The sequence below is a fragment of the Streptomyces albidicamelliae genome (genome assembly GCF_025642175.1).
Classification (GTDB): domain Bacteria; phylum Actinomycetota; class Actinomycetes; order Streptomycetales; family Streptomycetaceae; genus Streptomyces; species Streptomyces albidocamelliae.
This window is the reverse complement of the sequence record NZ_CP106795.1, coordinates 3,755,211-3,770,906: the sequence shown is the minus strand read 5'-3', so window position 1 is coordinate 3,770,906 and position 15,696 is coordinate 3,755,211. Positions and strand designations below refer to the sequence as shown.

13 protein-coding genes, 1 pseudogene and 1 riboswitch are annotated in these 15,696 nt (G+C 71.8%); of the genes and pseudogenes, 7 read left to right on the top strand and 7 right to left on the bottom strand.

Annotated features, from left to right (window positions below):
- The first annotated feature begins 283 nt into the window (after positions 1 to 283).
- On the top strand, positions 284 to 1,096 hold the full coding sequence (locus N8I86_RS17360; protein ID WP_073901874.1) for an HAD family hydrolase: 813 nt from the start codon (positions 284 to 286) through the stop codon (positions 1,094 to 1,096).
- Between the two features lie 188 nt (positions 1,097 to 1,284).
- Here the strand turns inward: N8I86_RS17360 and N8I86_RS17355 are convergent, their stop codons facing one another.
- On the bottom strand, positions 1,285 to 1,773 hold the full coding sequence (locus tag N8I86_RS17355) for a transglycosylase SLT domain-containing protein (protein WP_263278170.1): 489 nt from the start codon (positions 1,771 to 1,773) through the stop codon (positions 1,285 to 1,287).
- Positions 1,774 to 1,776: 3 nt separating this feature from the next.
- A riboswitch (cyclic di-AMP (ydaO/yuaA leader) is annotated at positions 1,777 to 1,960 on the bottom strand.
- A 761-nt stretch (positions 1,961 to 2,721) separates the two neighbouring features.
- Between N8I86_RS17355 and N8I86_RS17350 the strand changes: the two genes are divergently transcribed.
- The 4 genes and pseudogenes from N8I86_RS17350 to N8I86_RS17335 all read left to right on the top strand — a co-directional run bounded on the left by N8I86_RS17350 (position 2,722) and on the right by N8I86_RS17335 (position 7,276).
- Entirely contained in the window at positions 2,722 to 3,732 is a 1,011-nt protein-coding gene (locus N8I86_RS17350; RefSeq protein WP_073901876.1) for a polyprenyl synthetase family protein, read from the top strand.
- Positions 3,733 to 4,103: 371 nt separating this feature from the next.
- Positions 4,104 to 5,324 carry a LolA family protein gene (locus N8I86_RS17345; protein WP_263278169.1) on the top strand — a complete coding sequence of 407 codons (1,221 nt, stop codon included), beginning with the start codon at positions 4,104 to 4,106 and terminating at the stop codon, positions 5,322 to 5,324.
- 35 nt (positions 5,325 to 5,359) lie between these two features.
- A pseudogene (locus N8I86_RS17340) lies at positions 5,360 to 6,366 on the top strand (ABC transporter ATP-binding protein).
- Positions 6,353 to 7,276, top strand: coding sequence for an ABC transporter permease (locus tag N8I86_RS17335; RefSeq protein ID WP_263278168.1), 924 nt, complete (start codon positions 6,353 to 6,355; stop codon positions 7,274 to 7,276). Before N8I86_RS17340 ends, N8I86_RS17335 begins: the two are co-directional and overlap by 14 nt.
- A 32-nt stretch (positions 7,277 to 7,308) precedes the next feature.
- Here the strand turns inward: N8I86_RS17335 and N8I86_RS17330 are convergent, their stop codons facing one another.
- On the bottom strand, positions 7,309 to 7,896 hold the full coding sequence (locus tag N8I86_RS17330) for a flavodoxin family protein (protein WP_263278167.1): 588 nt from the start codon (positions 7,894 to 7,896) through the stop codon (positions 7,309 to 7,311).
- Between the two features lie 193 nt (positions 7,897 to 8,089).
- On the opposite strand from N8I86_RS17330, the gene N8I86_RS17325 reads away from it, so the two are divergent.
- Positions 8,090 to 9,271, top strand: coding sequence for a hypothetical protein (locus tag N8I86_RS17325; RefSeq protein ID WP_263278166.1), 1,182 nt, complete (start codon positions 8,090 to 8,092; stop codon positions 9,269 to 9,271).
- A 160-nt stretch (positions 9,272 to 9,431) separates the two neighbouring features.
- Here N8I86_RS17325 and N8I86_RS17320 read toward each other — a convergent pair whose 3' ends face one another.
- The 3 genes from N8I86_RS17320 to N8I86_RS17310 all read right to left on the bottom strand — a co-directional run bounded on the left by N8I86_RS17320 (position 9,432) and on the right by N8I86_RS17310 (position 12,113).
- Complete coding sequence (locus N8I86_RS17320) at positions 9,432 to 9,908, bottom strand: VOC family protein (RefSeq protein WP_263278165.1); 477 nt, start codon at positions 9,906 to 9,908, stop codon at positions 9,432 to 9,434.
- 93 nt (positions 9,909 to 10,001) lie between these two features.
- Positions 10,002 to 11,087: an EamA family transporter RarD gene (rarD, locus tag N8I86_RS17315; RefSeq protein ID WP_263278164.1), complete on the bottom strand. Its 1,086-nt coding sequence runs from the start codon at positions 11,085 to 11,087 to the stop codon at positions 10,002 to 10,004.
- Between the two features lie 171 nt (positions 11,088 to 11,258).
- Positions 11,259 to 12,113 carry an SDR family oxidoreductase gene (locus N8I86_RS17310; protein ID WP_263278163.1) on the bottom strand — a complete coding sequence of 285 codons (855 nt, stop codon included), beginning with the start codon at positions 12,111 to 12,113 and terminating at the stop codon, positions 11,259 to 11,261.
- 104 nt (positions 12,114 to 12,217) lie between these two features.
- On the opposite strand from N8I86_RS17310, the gene N8I86_RS17305 reads away from it, so the two are divergent.
- Positions 12,218 to 12,622 carry a winged helix-turn-helix transcriptional regulator gene (locus N8I86_RS17305; protein ID WP_073901884.1) on the top strand — a complete coding sequence of 135 codons (405 nt, stop codon included), beginning with the start codon at positions 12,218 to 12,220 and terminating at the stop codon, positions 12,620 to 12,622.
- 13 nt (positions 12,623 to 12,635) lie between these two features.
- Here N8I86_RS17305 and N8I86_RS17300 read toward each other — a convergent pair whose 3' ends face one another.
- Together N8I86_RS17300 and N8I86_RS17295 are read right to left on the bottom strand one after the other, a co-directional pair.
- Positions 12,636 to 13,697 (bottom strand): 2-oxoacid:ferredoxin oxidoreductase subunit beta, encoded by a 1,062-nt coding sequence (locus N8I86_RS17300; RefSeq protein ID WP_263278162.1) that lies wholly within the window; start codon positions 13,695 to 13,697, stop codon positions 12,636 to 12,638.
- The gene (locus N8I86_RS17295; protein WP_073901528.1) at positions 13,690 to 15,618 is read right to left on the bottom strand and encodes a 2-oxoacid:acceptor oxidoreductase subunit alpha; all 1,929 of its coding nucleotides are present in this window, start codon (positions 15,616 to 15,618) and stop codon (positions 13,690 to 13,692) included. The genes N8I86_RS17300 and N8I86_RS17295 overlap by 8 nt, the downstream gene beginning before the upstream one ends.
- Positions 15,619 to 15,696: the final 78 nt, after the last annotated feature.

Below are 15,696 nucleotides of genomic sequence, written 5' to 3'. Positions count from 1 at the left end.
GAGGCGCCGCACGCCCAGGCTCGGCCCCGGCTGTGTCTTCTCGGTGCCCGGCCCGGACCTCACCGGGGCTTCCGGCGGCGTCCTCGTACGGCGGTCCGGTGATGCGCTTCGCGCGCGGCACGGAGATCGCCTGCCCGCGCCTGGCGGAGCACCCGGCGCGCGGCACGGCTGAGGTGTGCCTCGGCCATCGATGGTGCGGGGTACGCCACTTGGGGCCGAGCAGCACGTAAGTACGTGGCGAGAGAGGTGAGTCGGCGGGGCGCGGTGTCCGTATTCTCTGATCATGGCACCCACCCCGGCATATGCACTGATCGCCACCGACCTGGACGGGACGTTGTTGCGCGGCGACGACACCGTCTCCGACCGGTCGCTCGCCGCGCTCGCGCGGGTGGCGCGAGCGGGCGCCCGGCATCTGGTGGTGACGGGCCGGCCGGCTCCGCGGGTACGACCGCTGCTGGCGAACCTCGGCTGCACCGGGCTCGCGGTGTGCGGACAGGGTGCTCAGGTCTACGACGCCGCGGCGGACCGCCTGCTGTGGTCGGTCCGGCTGGACCGGGAGCTGGCCGAGACCGCGCTCGGCAAGATCGAGGCGGAGGTGGGCCCGGTGTTCGCGGCCGTCGACCAGGACGGGGTGGACGGGCTCACCCTCATCGAGCCCGGCTATCTGATGCCGCATCCCACGCTGCCCGCCCTCCGGGTGGGCCGGCGCGACGACCTGTGGTGCGAGCCCATCAGCAAGGTCCTGCTGCGCCACGCCACCCTGTGCGACGACGAGTTGGCGGCGGTCGCGCGCGCGGCGGTCGGCTCGCTGGCGACCGTCACCATGTCCGGGCCGGGCACCGTGGAGCTCCAGCCGCGCGGGGTGACCAAGGCGTCCGGGCTCGCGCTGGCCGCCGAGCGGCTCGGCGTGGGCCCGGAACGCGCGCTGGCCTTCGGGGACATGCCCAATGACATCCCGATGTTCGACTGGGCCGCGCGGGGCGTGGCCATGGCCAACGCGCACCCCGAACTCAAGGCGGTGGCCGACGAGGTCACCGAGTCGAACGAGGACGACGGCGTGGCCGTCGTCCTCGAAGGACTCTTCCCGGCCGGGTGACCGGCCCTTCGGCACCGCTCCGTTCGGCCGGAGGCCGGTGCGCGCCGGTCCGTCAGGTGCCGGTGCGCTCCGGTCCGCCGGGCGTCGGGTGCGGATGCCGGACGGGTTCCGGTCCGCCGCCGGTGCGCGCCGGGCACGTCCGCCGGAACGTGCCCGGTGCGTCCGCCGGTACGGGCCGGACCCGTCCGTCAGTACGCGCCGAAGACGTTGTCGATCGAGCCGTACCGCGCGGCCGCGTAGTTGCAGGCGGCGGTGATGTTCGCGACCGGGTCGTAGGGGTCGAAGGAGGTGCCGACGACGTGGTAGGTCGCGAAGGTCGGGTCGATGACCTGGAGGAGGCCCTTGGACGGGGTGCCCTTGACGGCGTTCGAGTCCCAGAGGTTGATGGCGTTGGGGTTGCCGGAGGACTCCCGCATGACGTTGCGGTAGATGCCGTTGTAGGTGCCCGGGATCTTCTTCTCGGCCATGATCGCGAGGGATTCGCGGATCCAGCCGTCGAGGTTGTTCGGGTACCCGGCGGGGGTGGTGGAGACCGTCGTGGCGGTGGTGGGGGCCGCGGCGGCGCTCGTGGCGCCGACGAGCGGCAGGGCGAGGACGGCGGCGCCGGTCCCGAGGACGGCCAGGGTGCGGACGAGGCGGTTGTTCCGGGTGCGGCGGGGCTGAGCGGCAGCAGGCATGGGGAAGTTCCTCTCCGTCGCCTGCGAGGTGAGCTGTCGGGTTCGGGCGGGGAGGTGCCCGGCCGTGCCCTGGGGAGGCACGGCTTCACCCCAGCCGTTCCGGTGCGACGTGTGCCGACCGGTACGGCGATGACTTACCTGGGTCCCCCGCTCCTGCCGTACGAAATGAGTTCGTCGATGGGTTACGCGGGCGGCGGCAGGATTAGGCGTCCGCCCGACGGCCCGGAACGTATGCGAGAGCACATGTCGGGAACAAGTACCGGATTCACACAACACCCTATTTGACCTTGGTCTGTGGCTTTTGAGACGCTTGATCCTTTGCGGTTGCCAACTCTCAACTCGCCAGTAGGGCAAGGGGAGAAGGGGGTGTCGGTGGGTGAGGGTGGTTCCTCCGCCCGAGTGAGCCAACTCACGAAATAGCAAAATAATGCAAATCAGACATGAGGGATTCAGGTGATTTACGGCTGAGGCGGCATTTGGCGGAACCCGTGACGTGGCGCCGGTCGTTGTGGTGGTGGCCGCGGCACGTGAAGAGGCGAAGTGCGGCGACGAGGGGAAGGGGGTGCCCGGATGGACGACGGGGGTCGTTGCCCGCCCGATGTGCCCGTTGTGTCCGTTGCGTCCGAGTGGGTTGCCGCTCCCGGCGCGCCCCCGGCGTACTCCAGGGGTGGTCGCGTGGCACTCGAAGGTGCTCGCGGGGTGGCGTCGGTATTACTCCGCTCACGTCGCGGTTCGCGACAAAGTGCACGGATTCCTGTTAAGTCGATAAATATCCGTTCTTACCAACCGATCAAAACCATACCGGTCATGATCCGATACCGCCCAGGCTGGACCGGTGGGCGCTATCGGTGATCGAAAGAGGACCGGATACGCTGACTTGAGTGATGGCAGCGACCTATCGACAAACCGCGTAAGCGCCAGCAGACACCAGCAGACAGGAGACCCCTCGTGACCGTCGTCGGGCCGTTCGGGCTGAGCGTGCGGGACCAGGCTCTGGAAGCCGATGTCCAGGCCGGATTGACGGCTGTCGAGGAAGGCTTGCTCGAGGCCACCAAGAGCGAGGTCCCGTTCATCACGGAGGCCGCGCAGCACCTCGTACGAGCCGGTGGGAAGCGGTTCCGTCCGCTGCTCGTGATGCTCGCGTCCCAGTTCGGCGACCCCTACGCACCGGGGATCGTGCCCTCGGCCGTCGTCGTGGAGCTGACCCACCTCGCCACGCTGTACCACGACGACGTGATGGACGAGGCGGCCGTGCGCCGTGGCGTGGACAGCGCCAATACCCGCTGGGGCAACTCCGTCGCGGTCCTGACCGGCGACTTCCTGTTCGCCCGGGCCTCCCAGATCCTCGCCGACCTCGGCCCCGAGGCGGTCCGGGTGCAGGCCCTCGCGTTCGAGCGGCTGGTCACGGGCCAGATCCTGGAGACGGCCGGTCCCACGGACGGCCGCGACCCGGTCGATCACTACCTGGACGTACTCGGCGGCAAGACGGGCTCGCTGGTCGCGGTCTCCTGCCGGTTCGGCGCGATGATGTCCGGCGCCGACGAGACGATCGTCGACGTGCTCACCCAGTACGGCGAGCGGCTCGGGGTCGCCTTCCAGCTCGCGGACGACGTCCTGGACATCGCCTCCGACTCCCACGAGTCCGGCAAGACCCCGGGCACCGACCTGCGCGAAGGCATCGCGACGCTGCCCGTGCTCCGGCTGCGCGAGCGGGCCGCCCGGCTCGGACTGGCCGAGGACATCGCGCTGTGCGAGCTGCTGGACTCCGACCTCAGCGACGACGCCCGGCACGCCGAGGCGCTGGCCGCGCTGCGTGCCCACCCCGCGCTGGAGCAGGCCCGCCAGGACACGATCCGCTACGCGAAGGAGGCGCGGGCCGCGCTGGCGCCGCTGCGCGAGTGCGATGCCAAGGCGGCGCTGATCGAGCTGTGCGACGCGGTGGTGCACCGCGCCGGCTAGTCCGGCCGGGCATGGGGAACGGCGCCTGCGGAGCGGCCGCCGGCCCCGCGGAACGGCGCCCTCGGAAGGGCGTCCATAGAACGGCGCCCACGGAAGGGTGCCGACAGAGCGGCGCCCTCGGAGCGGCACCCTGGACGGTCCCTCCCCCAGGGAAAGCGGTGCCGACCCCTACGGGTAGGGGGAGACGCCGCCCCCACGTGTCATACCGCAGGCGTACACCGAGTTGCTGCCGCAGTCTGACGCTTCCTCACGGCCGATTTGGTCAGATGGACACCACGGAAATCACCACTCCTCACCGATTCGGGTGAGAATGGCGGCTCAGGTGGACCAGCGTGAGGACAGCCGCCGCCGACGACGGAGGTAACGCACACATGGCACCGTACGAATCCGACGACGCAGCGGGCGCGGCGCGGGACGAGGACGCGCGTTCCGGCCGGCGCAAGGCCGCGCGGTACGCCGTACCGGTCGCGGTGGTGGGGGTGGCGGCGGCCACGATCGGGCTGGTCCCGGCACTCGCCGACTCAGGCGACCCCGACCTGCCCAGGATCAGCGCACAGCAGCTCATCGAGAAGATGGCCAAGTCGGACACGCAGCAGCTGTCCGGCACCGTGAAGATCAACACCGATCTGGGCCTGCCGGACCTCGGCGGCCTGGAGAACAGCCTCGCCTCGGGGGCGGCCCCGGGCTCCGGCGACGGCTCCTCCGCCGACCCGCAGTCCAAGCTCACCGAGCTGGTCAGCGGCAGCCACACCCTGCGCGTGGCGGCCGACGGCCCGGACCGGCAGAAGCTTTCCCTGCTGGAGCGGGGTGCCGAGTACAGCCTCATCCACGACGGCAAGGACGTCTGGGGCTACGACAGCAAGAGCAACGAGGTCTACCACTCCACGGCGGCCGACTCGGGCCAGGCCCACCGGGCCAAGCCGCCCGCCACGCCCGAGGACTTCGCCGGTGAGGCGCTGAAGTCGGTGGACGACACCACGTCCGTCACCGTCGACGGCACCATGCGGGTCGCCGGCCGCGACGCCTACAAGCTGCTGATCAAGCCCAAGCAGTCCGGCAGCACGGTCGGTGCGATCAGCATCGCGGTGGACGCGAAGACGGGTACGCCGCTGAAGTTCACGCTGACGCCGAGGAGCGGCGGGGCCGCCGTCCTCGACGCGGGCTTCACCCAGGTCTCCTTCGCCGAGCCGACGGCCTCGACCTTCGACTTCACCCCGCCCAAGGGTGCAAAGGTCACCGAGGACCAGGACGGCCCCAAGGGGCGGGAGCACGCCCACCGGGGCGGCGACGACTTCGGCAAGGGCGGGGAGGACTTCGGCAAGGGCCTGGACGGAGCCACCGTCATCGGCAAGGGCTGGACGTCCGTCGCCACCTTCGACACCGGCGCCGGCGGCGGCCTGCCCACCGGCTCCCAGGGCGGTGACCTGGGCGGCTTCCTGGGCTCGCTCGGCGAGCAGGTCTCCGGCAAGTTCGGCAAGGGCACGGTGTTCTCCACCCGCCTGGTCAACGCCCTGATCACCGACGACGGCAAGGTCTACGCCGGCGCGGTGACCAAGGAGGCCCTGGTGAAGGCGGCGGACACGGGGAAGTAACCCTTCCCGGGCACGAGGATTCGAGGGGGGAGCCGATGGACGCACCGTCCGCCACGCAACGGGAGGGGCACGACCCCGAGGGCGCGCGGGAGCACGACCCGGCGGAGGCGCCCGAGGGCGTCATCGCCACGCGCGGACTCACCAAGCGCTACCGCGGCGGACAGCTCGCCGTGGACGGTCTCGACCTGACCGTCCCGGCCGGCAGCGTCTTCGGCTTCCTCGGCCCGAACGGCTCCGGCAAGACCACCACCATCCGCATGCTGATGGGCCTGATCGAGCCGACCTCGGGCACGGCCCGGGTGCTGGGCCGCCCCATGCCACGGGCGGCCCGTGCGGTCCTGCCGCAGGTCGGCGCGCTCATCGAGGGCCCCGCCCTGTACGGCTTCCTGTCCGGCCGGGACAACCTGCTGCGCTATGACGCCGCCGACCCGACCGCCGACCCGCGCACCCGGCGCGTCCGCGTCGCCGCCGCCCTGGACCGGGTGGGCCTCGCGGCCGCCACGGGCAAGAAGGCGAAGGCGTACTCGCTCGGCATGAAGCAGCGCCTCGGGCTGGCCGCGGCGCTGCTCCAGCCGCGCAGACTGCTCGTCCTGGACGAACCGACCAACGGCCTCGACCCGCAGGGCATGCGGGAGATCCGCACGCTGATCCGGGAACTGGCCGCCGACGGCACGACCGTCTTCCTCTCCTCGCACCTCCTCGACGAGATCGAGCAGGTCTGCACGCACGCGGCGGTGATGACGCGGGGCCGGCTCGTCACCCAGGGCGCGGTCGCCGACCTGGCGGCCGGCGCGCGCGGCCGGCTGGTCGTGCTCACCCCGGACGCGGCCGACGCGGCCCGGGTGCTCAAGGAGCAGGGCGTCGGGGACGTCACCGCGGACGGCGACCGGGTCACCGGCGAGCCGCCCGCGCGGGACCTCGCCGAGGTGACCGCGGCCCTGGTCGGCGCGGGCGTGCGCGTCCGCGGGCTCACACTCGAACGGGCCTCGCTGGAGGACGCGTTCGTGGCACTGACGGGGAGGGTTTCGATGTCGCGGGCTGAGAAGGCCCCGGGCCCGGCCGGCGGGGCCGGCGCGCCGGTTCCCGCGCCGCCCGGGGAGGCGGCCGTACGGCGGCCGCGTCCGCTGTGGACCTTCGGGCTGCTGCGCAGCGAGATCGTCACCACGGTCCGCCGCTGGCGCACGCTCGCCCTGCTCGGCGTGCTGGCGGCGGTTCCGGTGCTGGTGGGGATCGCGGTGAAGATCGAGACCAGGGGCGGCTCGTCGGCGGGCGGGGGCGGCGGTCCGGCGTTCATCTCGCAGATCACCAACAACGGCCTGTTCCTGGTGTTCACGGCACTGGCGGCGACGCTGCCGTTCTTCCTGCCGATGGCCGTCGGCGTCGTCGCGGGCGACGCGATCGCGGGGGAGGCGGGCGCGGGGACCCTCCGCTACCTGCTGGTCGCCCCGGCCGGCCGCACCCGCCTGCTGCTGACCAAGTACACGACCGTGATGGTGTTCTGCCTGCTGGCGACGCTGGTCGTCGCCGTCTCGGCGCTGATCGTCGGCGCCCTGCTCTTCCCGCTCGGCGATCTGACGACGATCTCCGGCACCCGGATCGGCTTCGCCGAAGGCCTGGGCCGGGCGTTGCTGATCGCCCTGGCCGTCGCCGCGTCCCTGATCGGGGTGGCCGCGCTCGGCCTGTTCGTGTCGACCCTCACCGGCAGCGGCATCGCGGCGATGGCGACCACCGTGGGCCTGCTGATCACCGTGCAGATCCTCGACCAGATCCCCCAGTTGCACGCGCTGCAGCCGTACCTCTTCCCGCACTACTGGCTGTCCTTCGCCGATCTGATGCGCGACCCCGTCTACTGGGACGACCTGACGAAGAACCTCGAACTCCAGGCCCTGTACGCGGCCGTGTTCGGCTCGGCGGCCTGGGCGCGGTTCGCGGCGAAGGACATCAGCGCGTAGCCCCCGGTGACGGTCCCGGGGGCGGCGCGGCCCTACGCGGTCCGGTGCGGGAAGCGGGCGAGCGGCGCGTCCTGCGCGAAGAACGTCTTCGCGCGGGTCAGTGCCCCGGTGTCCGTCAGGACGTCGCCGGGCTTGCTGCCGTTGCCGAGCAGGACCCCGCCGAAGCGCATCTTCAGGTAGGCGGCCGAGTTGTTGAGCGTGCCCACGTACGGGTCGGCGACGGACGGCTCCTCGTCCGCGAGTGCGGCGACGCCCCAGAGGGTGCGTCCGGCCATCGCCGCCCTGAAGTCGGCGCCCGGGGTGCGCAGCCAGCCGGACCAGTGGTCCAGGTAGGTCTTGGTGAGGCTGGACACCGAGTACCAGTAAAGGGGCGAGGCGATCACGATGTCCGTGGCCGCGAGGGTGGCGTCCAGCAGCCGGCCGGTCGCGGTGTCCGACGGCGGACGGACGTACTCGCTGTCGTGCCGCAGGTCCACGAAGTCCGGCAGCGGCTGCTCGGCGAGGTGGATCCAGCGCTGTTCGACGTCAGCGGGCAGCTGTTCGGCGGCCCGGCGGGCCAGCAGTTCGGTGTTGCCCTCGGCGCGGGCACTGCCCAGGACGAAGAGGAAGCGGCGGCTCATGGGTCCCCCAGACGAGCGATGTCGGCACAGAAATAAAGACGCACGCATTATATGCACATGCAAGCAACTTTCTCCAGGGTGGCTGGTGCGAGGCTGTGACGTCACGGTGACGCACAGGGCGTGGGGGAAGTCCACACTGGACGACAGGGACGCGTACGACCGGATCGTGACGCCGGGGGAGTGAGGGAAACCGATGTCTCGACTCAGCTTCGAGAAGAAGCGGGTGCAGCAGCCCGCGGCGCACCCGGCGGTGGTGGCCGTGCGGGTGTTCGGCGCGGGAAGCGCCTCGGTGGGCGGCGCGTCCGTCGTGGCGGCACCGGGCGAGCAGATCCAGCAGGCCGTCCTGAACCACCTGCAGCGCCTGGCCATCAGCCTCGGCACGCCCATACGCGCCAGCGTGCACGACGACAGCGCGGGCTGCGTGGTGCCCCTGGAGGTCTCGGCGGACGGCTCCAGCCGGGTCGCCGGGGAGCCGGTCCGGCTGGCCCGCCGCAAGGAGCCGGCGGCCTCGGAGCGGACTCCGGACCGGCAGCCGCTGCCGCCGGGGACCGTCCTGGCGCCGACCGGGCAGTTCGGCCCCGCGCCCGTCATGGACGCGGCCCCGCCCGTCCTCGACGAGGCCCCGCCGGTCGTGGACGCCGTCCCGCTCGCCGTGGCCGCGGCCCCGGTCGCGGAGGTGGTCCCGCCGGTGCCGGACCTGCCCACGCCCGTCCTGGACCTGCCCACGCCCGTCATGGACGTGTCGGCGGTCCTCGCCGGCGAGCCGGTGGCGCGCACCGACATGCCCCGGACCCGTGCCGCCGAGCGCGAGCCCGAGATCCCCTCCGCCCCCACCCACACCCCGCCCCGCGGGTTCGACGCCGTCGCCGAGGAGGTGCTCGGGGACGGTCCCCTGACCGAGACCGCGGAGGGGGCCGAGCTGCTCACCGAGCCGATGACCCGCATCAACGAGGCCGTACGGGCGGGCGACATCGACACGGCGGCGGAACTCGCCGACCGCACGGTCACCGAGGCGTCCACCGTGCTGGGCCCGCACCACACCGAGGTCCTGCACCTGCGCGAACTGAACGCCTACATCGCCTACCTGGCGGGCGACCCGGTCCGCGCCTTCAGCCAGTCCCTCGACCTCGCCCGGCTCCGCCGTGACGCGGGGGACGCCGAGGCGGCCTACGGCAACGTGCAGAGCGCGGCGACCGCCTGGCGCGCGGTGCGCGATCCCGAGGAGGGCCTGCGGCTGGGGCGCGACCTGATCGAGCTGTGGACGGGCCTCGGCGCCGAGCCCGGCCCCGCGGCCGACGACCCGCGCCCCCTGGACTCCGCCCGCGCCCGAATGGTCCGCCTGACCGACCGGGCGGCCCGCGCCGCACAGGCGTAACGGCGTACGGGTACGGGCGTCCGCGCGCCCGTACCGCAGGGCCCGCCCACCGCCGTACGGGCGGCGGCGGGCCTAGGGCCTGTTGTTTGGATCATGCCCGCGTCGCGGGTCGGCAGACAAGGCACCGTGAGCCAGGCCGCCCTGATCCGAACGACAGGCCCTAGTGCACGCAGAACTCGTTGCCCTCGGGGTCGGCCATGACCACCCACTCGCCGGAGGGCTCCTTCACCTCGTGCAGCACGTGCGCGCCCAGTGCCGCCAGCCGCGCCACCTCCGCCGGGCGCTCGCCCCGGCCGGTGTGCAGGTCGAGGTGGAGCCGGTTCTTCGCCGTCTTCGTCTCCGGCACGCGCTGGAACAGCAGCCGCCGCCCGAGCCCGGTGCCGGTCCGCGGGTCGTACGGGTCGTCGGGATGCCGTACGGCGATCAGGTCACGGAAGGCGGGCCGGCCGTGGTACTCCACGGTGGCCGCACCGGGCAGCGCGCCGGCGGACAGCAGCTGTTCGATCAGGGCGCTGTTGTCCTCGGCCGTGTAGTGCAGTGCGGCGGCCCAGAAGTCGGCCTGGGTGTGCGGGTCGCCCGCGTCGACGACGAGCTTCCAGTGCAGCGGGGCGGGCGTGGGGGCGGGTGCCTGGGTCATGGTGACCACTTATAGCCGCGACCGCCCGCCGGACGAACGTGTTCCGTGCCGTTCCGCCCGGCCCAATCCACCGTCGCCCCCGCGTGCCCGGAGTCACGGTGTCGCGACCTCGGGGTCCGGGCCGGGCGCGGAGGCCAGGCTCTCCGCTTCCGGCCCGGCGGCCACCGCGCCGGTCGCGAGAGCGGCACCCGCCGCGACGGCGGTCCCGGTCACCGCGGTGGCACCGGCCGCGACCGGGCTGCCGGACACCGCGGCCGGCACGCCACCGCTCTCCTTGAGCGCCCGGGCCCCGCGGCGGGCGGAGCGCAGCGCGTCGCCCGTGAGCAGGACCAGCGCCAGCCAGACCAGACCGAATCCGGCCCAGCGCTCGGGCGGCATGGCCTCGTGGAAGTAGAAGATGCCGAGCAGGAACTGGAAGACGGGCGCCAGGTACTGCAGCAGGCCGAGCGTGGACAGGGGCACGCGGATCGCCGCCGCGCCGAAGCAGACCAGCGGCAGCGCGGTGACGAGGCCGGTGGAGGCGAGCAGGGTCGCGTGCCCGGGGCCGTCGTCGACGAAGCTGCTGCCGCCGTGCGCGACGAGCCACAGCAGGTAGCCGAGCGCGGGCAGGAACTGCATCGCGGTCTCGGCGGCCAGCGACTCGACGCCGCCGAGGGCGACCTTCTTCTTCACCAGGCCGTAGGTGGCGAACGAGAAGGCCAGGCAGAGCGAGATCCACGGCGGCCGGCCGTAGCCGACCGTCAGGACCACCACGGCGGCGAAGCCGGTCGCGACCGCAGCCCACTGCACGGGCCGCAGCCGCTCCTTCAGCAGGAGCACACCCATCGCGATGGTGACGAGCGGGTTGATGAAGTAGCCGAGGGACGCCTCGACGACGTGGCCGGAGTTCACGGCCCAGATGTAGACGCCCCAGTTCACGGTGATGACGGCCGCCGCCACCGCGACGAGTCCGAGCCGGCGCGGCTGGCGCAGCAGCTGCCCGGCCCAGGCCCAGCGGCGCACGAAGAGCAGGGCGGCGGCGACGAAGACCGCGGACCACACCATGCGGTGGGCGAGGATCTCGACCGCTCCGGCGGGCTTGAGCAGCGGCCAGAACAGGGGGACCAGACCCCACATGCCGTACGCGGCGAAGCCGTTCAGCAGGCCTGTTCGGTGTTCGCCCTTGGATGTCCCGGCCACGGGCCCCTCCCTCTCATGTCAGGCACGCGAGAACGAAGGTAACGCCGAGCACCCCCGGCTGTCATGCCCGTATCGCCATACGGTCATGACAGCCGGGGGCCGGGTGTGCCGGAAGGGGCTGACCTGGGAGATTCCGTCCGCCGGCGTCCCCCCTCCGGGCGCCGTAGGGGGTCAGTCCTTGAGGGCCGCGGCGACGGCGTCCGCCAACGGGGTGGTGGGCCGGCCAGTCAACCGGGACAGGTCGCCGGAGGAGACGGCCAGTTCGCCCTTCTCGATGGAGGCGTCCACGCCGGCCAGGATCGCGGCCAGCGGCGCGGGCAGCCCGGCGCCGGTCAGGATGCCGGTGAGGGCCTCCACGGAGACCGGGTTGTAGACGATCTCCCTGCCGGTCTGCCGGCTCAGCTCGGCGGCGTACTCGGCGAAGCCCCACGCCACGTCACCGCCCAGCTCGTACGTCGTGTTCTCGTGCCCCTCGCCGGTGAGCACCGCGACCGCGGCGGCCGCGTAGTCGGCGCGGGAGGCCGAGGAGATCCGGCCGTCGCCGGCGGCCTGGACGACCGCGCCGTGCTCCAGCACCGGTGCCAGGTTCTCGGTGTAGTTCTCGTGGTACCAGCCGTTGCGCAGCAGGCTGTACGGCAGGCCGGAGGCGAGCAGCACCTCCTCGGTGGCGCGGTGGTCGTCGGCGAGCGCGGCCCGCAGGCTGCCCGGGGCGCTGGTGTACGCGAGCAGGGCCACGCCCGCGGCCCGCGCCGCGTCGATGACGACCTCGTGCTGCCGCACCCGGCCCTTGTCGAACTCGTTGCCCGAGATCAGCAGGACCCGGTCCCCGGCCGAGAACAGGCCGTCGAAGGTCTCGGGGGCGTTGTAGTCGGCGACGGCGAGACGCACTCCCCGTGCCGCGAGGCCGACGGCCTTCTCCTTGTCGCGCACGACCGCGGTGATCCGCTCCGCCGGGACCTTCTCCAGCAGCTGCTCCGCGACCTGCCGGCCGAGGTGTCCGGTGGCTCCGGTGACGACGATGCTCATGGTGGGGGACTCCTTGGGTGCCGGGGTTCGGTGGGCCGTATGCCACTCACCTTAGGGACTGCGCTAACCAAACGAAAGTACCCACTTTGAAGTAAGGTACTGGCATGTCGGTAAGCAAGCAGACGGCGGATGCCGAGGCGCTGTGCCCCCACCGCCTCGTCCTGGAGCACGTCACCAGCCGCTGGGGTGTCCTCGTCCTGATCGAGCTGCTGGAGCGGCCGTACCGGTTCAGCGAGCTGCGCCGGGCGGTCGGCCGGTCCGGCGGCCGTACCGTCAGCGAGAAGATGCTCACCCAGACCCTCCAGACCCTGGAGCGCGACGGCCTGGTCCACCGGGACGCCAAGCCGGTCATCCCGCCGCGGGTCGACTACTCGCTCACCGGCCTCGGCCGGGAGGCGGCGGAGCAGGTGCGCGCCCTGGCGCGGTGGACCGACGCACGCATGGCCGAGGTGGAGAAGGCCCGCCGGGCGTACGACGAAGCCCGGGAACTCAGGTCCCGGGCTTCGTAGAACGGCGGCGGACTCAGCCGACGACCGTCCAGGTGTCGCCACCGGCGAGCAGGGCGGCCAGGTCGCCCTTGCCCTTCTGCTCGACGGCGGTGTCGAGCTGGTCGGCCATCGCCGTGTCGTAGACCGGACGCTCCACCGAGCGGAAGACGCCGATCGGGGTGTGGTGCAGGGTGTCCGGGTCGGCGAGCCGGGAGAGCGCGAAGGCGGTGGTGGGGGACGCGGAGTGGGCGTCGTGCACGAGGACGTCCGCCTCGTTCTCCGCGGTCACCGTGACGGCCTTCAGGTCACCGGTCCGCTGGTCCCGTACGACCCCGCGGGAGCCGTCGGCGCCGAAGCGGATCGGCTGTCCGTGCTCCAGCCGGATCAGTGCCTCCTCGGCCTGCTGCTTGTCCTTCAGGGCGTCGAAGGCGCCGTCGTTGAAGATGTTGCAGTTCTGGTAGATCTCGATGAGGGCGGTGCCCGGGTGGCCGGCGGCGGCGCGGAGCACCTCGGTGAGGTGTTTGCGGTCGGAGTCGATGGTGCGGGCGACGAAGGACGCCTCCGCGCCGATGGCGAGGGACACCGGGTTGAACGGGGCGTCCAGTGATCCCATCGGCGTCGACTTGGTGATCTTGCCGACCTCGGAGGTGGGGGAGTACTGGCCCTTGGTGAGTCCGTAGATCCGGTTGTTGAACAGCAGGATCTTCAGGTTGACGTTGCGTCGCAGGGCGTGGATGAGGTGGTTGCCGCCGATGGACAGGGCGTCGCCGTCGCCGGTGACCACCCATACGCTCAGGTCCTGCCGGGAGGAGGCGAGTCCGGTGGCGATGGCGGGGGCGCGGCCGTGGATGGAGTGCATCCCGTAGGTGTTCATGTAGTACGGGAAGCGGGACGAGCAGCCGATGCCGGAGACGAAGACGATGTTCTCCCTCGCCAGGCCAAGCTCGGGCATGAAGCCCTGCACGGCGGCGAGGATCGCGTAGTCACCGCAGCCCGGGCACCAGCGCACCTCCTGGTCCGACTTGAAGTCCTTCATCGACTGCTTCGCCTCGGCCTTGGGCACCAGCTGCAGCAGCCCGTTGGTGGCGTCAGTCATCGATGGCCTCCTTCAGCGCCGCGGCGAGCTGTTCCGCCTTGAACGGCATGCCGTTGACCTGGTTGTAGGAGTGGGCGTCGACCAGGTACTTCGCGCGGATCAGGGTGGCCAGCTGCCCCAGGTTCATCTCGGGGACGACCACCTTGTCGTACTGCTCGAGCACGTGTCCGAGGTTGCGCGGGAAGGGGTTGAGGTGGCGCAGGTGCGCCTGCGCCACCGAGTCGCCGGCCGCCCGCAGCCGCCGTACCGCCGCGGTGATCGGCCCGTAGGTGGACCCCCAGCCCAGGACCAGCGTTTTCGCGCCGTGCGGGTCGTCGACCTCCAGGTCCGGGACCTCGATGCCGTCGATCTTCGCCTGGCGGGTGCGGACCATGAAGTCGTGGTTGGCGGGGTCGTAGGAGATGTTGCCCGTGCCGTCCTGCTTCTCGATGCCGCCGATGCGGTGCTCCAGCCCGGGCGTGCCCGGGACCGCCCACGGTCTGGCGAGGGTCTGCGGATCCCGCTTGTAGGGCCAGAAGACCTCCGTGCCGTCCTCCAGCGTGTGGTTCGGACCGGACGCGAACCGCACCCGCAGGTCCGGCAGCTCCTCCAGGTCCGGGATCCGCCACGGCTCGGAGCCGTTGGCCAGGTAGCCGTCGGACAGCAGCATCACCGGCGTGCGGTAGGCAAGCGCGATCCGGGCCGCCTCCAGCGCCGCGTCGAAGCAGTCCGCCGGGGTCATCGGCGCCACGATCGGCACCGGGGCCTCGCCGTTGCGGCCGAACATCGCCTGCAGCAGGTCCGCCTGCTCCGTCTTGGTCGGCAGACCCGTCGACGGACCGCCGCGCTGGATGTCCACGACCAGCAGCGGCAGCTCCAGGGAGACGGCCAGGCCGATCGTCTCCGACTTCAGCGCCACACCCGGCCCGGACGTCGTCGTCACCGCGAGGGAACCGCCGAACGCCGCGCCGAGCGCCGCGCCGATGCCCGCGATCTCGTCCTCCGCCTGGAAGGTCCGCACACCGAAGTTCTTGTGCTTGGAAAGCTCGTGCAGGATGTCCGAGGCCGGGGTGATCGGGTACGAGCCCAGGAACAGCGGCAGGTCCGCCTGCCGGGACGCGGCCACCAGACCGTAGGCCAGGGCCAGGTTCCCGGAGATGTTGCGGTACGTGCCCGTCGGGAACGCCCGGGTGGCCGGGGCGACCTCGTAGGAGACCGCGAAGTCCTCCGTCGTCTCGCCGAAGTTCCAGCCCGCCCGGAACGCGGCGATGTTCGCCTCGGCGATGTCCGGCTTCTTCGCGAACTTCGACTTCAGGAACTTCTCGGTGCCCTCGGTCGGCCGGTGGTACATCCACGACAGCAGGCCCAGCGCGAACATGTTCTTGCTGCGCTCGGCCTCCTTGCGGGACAGGCTGAACTCCTTCAGCGCCTCCACCGTGAGCGTCGTCAGCGGCACCGGGTGGAGCTGGTAGCCGTCGAGCGAGCCGTCCTCCAGCGGCGAGTCCTCGTACCCCACCTTCTGCAGGGCCCGCTTGCTGAATTCGTCCGTGTTCACGATGATCTCGGCGCCGCGCGGCAGGTCGCCGATGTTCGCCTTCAGGGCGGCCGGGTTCATCGCGACCAGCACGTTCGGCGCGTCACCCGGGGTCAGGATGTCGTGGTCGGCGAAGTGGAGCTGGAACGAGGAGACGCCCGGCAGGGTGCCGGCGGGGGCGCGGATCTCGGCCGGGAAGTTCGGGAGGGTGGAGAGGTCGTTCCCGAAGGACGCCGTCTCCGAGGTGAAACGGTCCCCGGTGAGCTGCATACCGTCACCCGAGTCCCCGGCGAACCGGATGATCACCCGGTCCAGGCGCCGCACGTCCTTGGCTCCGCCCGGTTTGCGCTGCTCTCCCACGACGGTTCCGTCGGTCTGCTCCGCTGGGCTGCTGACCTGGCTGGTCACTGAACTGGACCTCCTTCGAGGCGGCTGTCCGGGGTGTGGTCGTCCCACGGACCATCCCAGGATCAACCCTACGTCGGT

Excerpts from the sequence above, each read along its gene's own strand:
- N8I86_RS17325 (WP_263278166.1), top strand. The coding sequence starts at position 8,090 with ATGTCTCGACTCAGCTTCGAGAAGAAGCGGGTGCAGCAGCCCGCGGCG.
- N8I86_RS17355 (WP_263278170.1), bottom strand. The coding sequence starts at position 1,773 with ATGCCTGCTGCCGCTCAGCCCCGCCGCACCCGGAACAACCGCCTCGTC.
- N8I86_RS17360 (WP_073901874.1), top strand. The coding sequence starts at position 284 with ATGGCACCCACCCCGGCATATGCACTGATCGCCACCGACCTGGACGGG.
- N8I86_RS17310 (WP_263278163.1), bottom strand. The coding sequence starts at position 12,113 with ATGAGCATCGTCGTCACCGGAGCCACCGGACACCTCGGCCGGCAGGTC.
- N8I86_RS17330 (WP_263278167.1), bottom strand. The coding sequence starts at position 7,896 with ATGAGCCGCCGCTTCCTCTTCGTCCTGGGCAGTGCCCGCGCCGAGGGC.
- N8I86_RS17300 (WP_263278162.1), bottom strand. The coding sequence starts at position 13,697 with ATGACTGACGCCACCAACGGGCTGCTGCAGCTGGTGCCCAAGGCCGAG.
- N8I86_RS17305 (WP_073901884.1), top strand. The coding sequence starts at position 12,218 with ATGTCGGTAAGCAAGCAGACGGCGGATGCCGAGGCGCTGTGCCCCCAC.
- N8I86_RS17345 (WP_263278169.1), top strand. The coding sequence starts at position 4,104 with ATGGCACCGTACGAATCCGACGACGCAGCGGGCGCGGCGCGGGACGAG.
- N8I86_RS17335 (WP_263278168.1), top strand. The coding sequence starts at position 6,353 with ATGTCGCGGGCTGAGAAGGCCCCGGGCCCGGCCGGCGGGGCCGGCGCG.
- N8I86_RS17320 (WP_263278165.1), bottom strand. The coding sequence starts at position 9,908 with ATGACCCAGGCACCCGCCCCCACGCCCGCCCCGCTGCACTGGAAGCTC.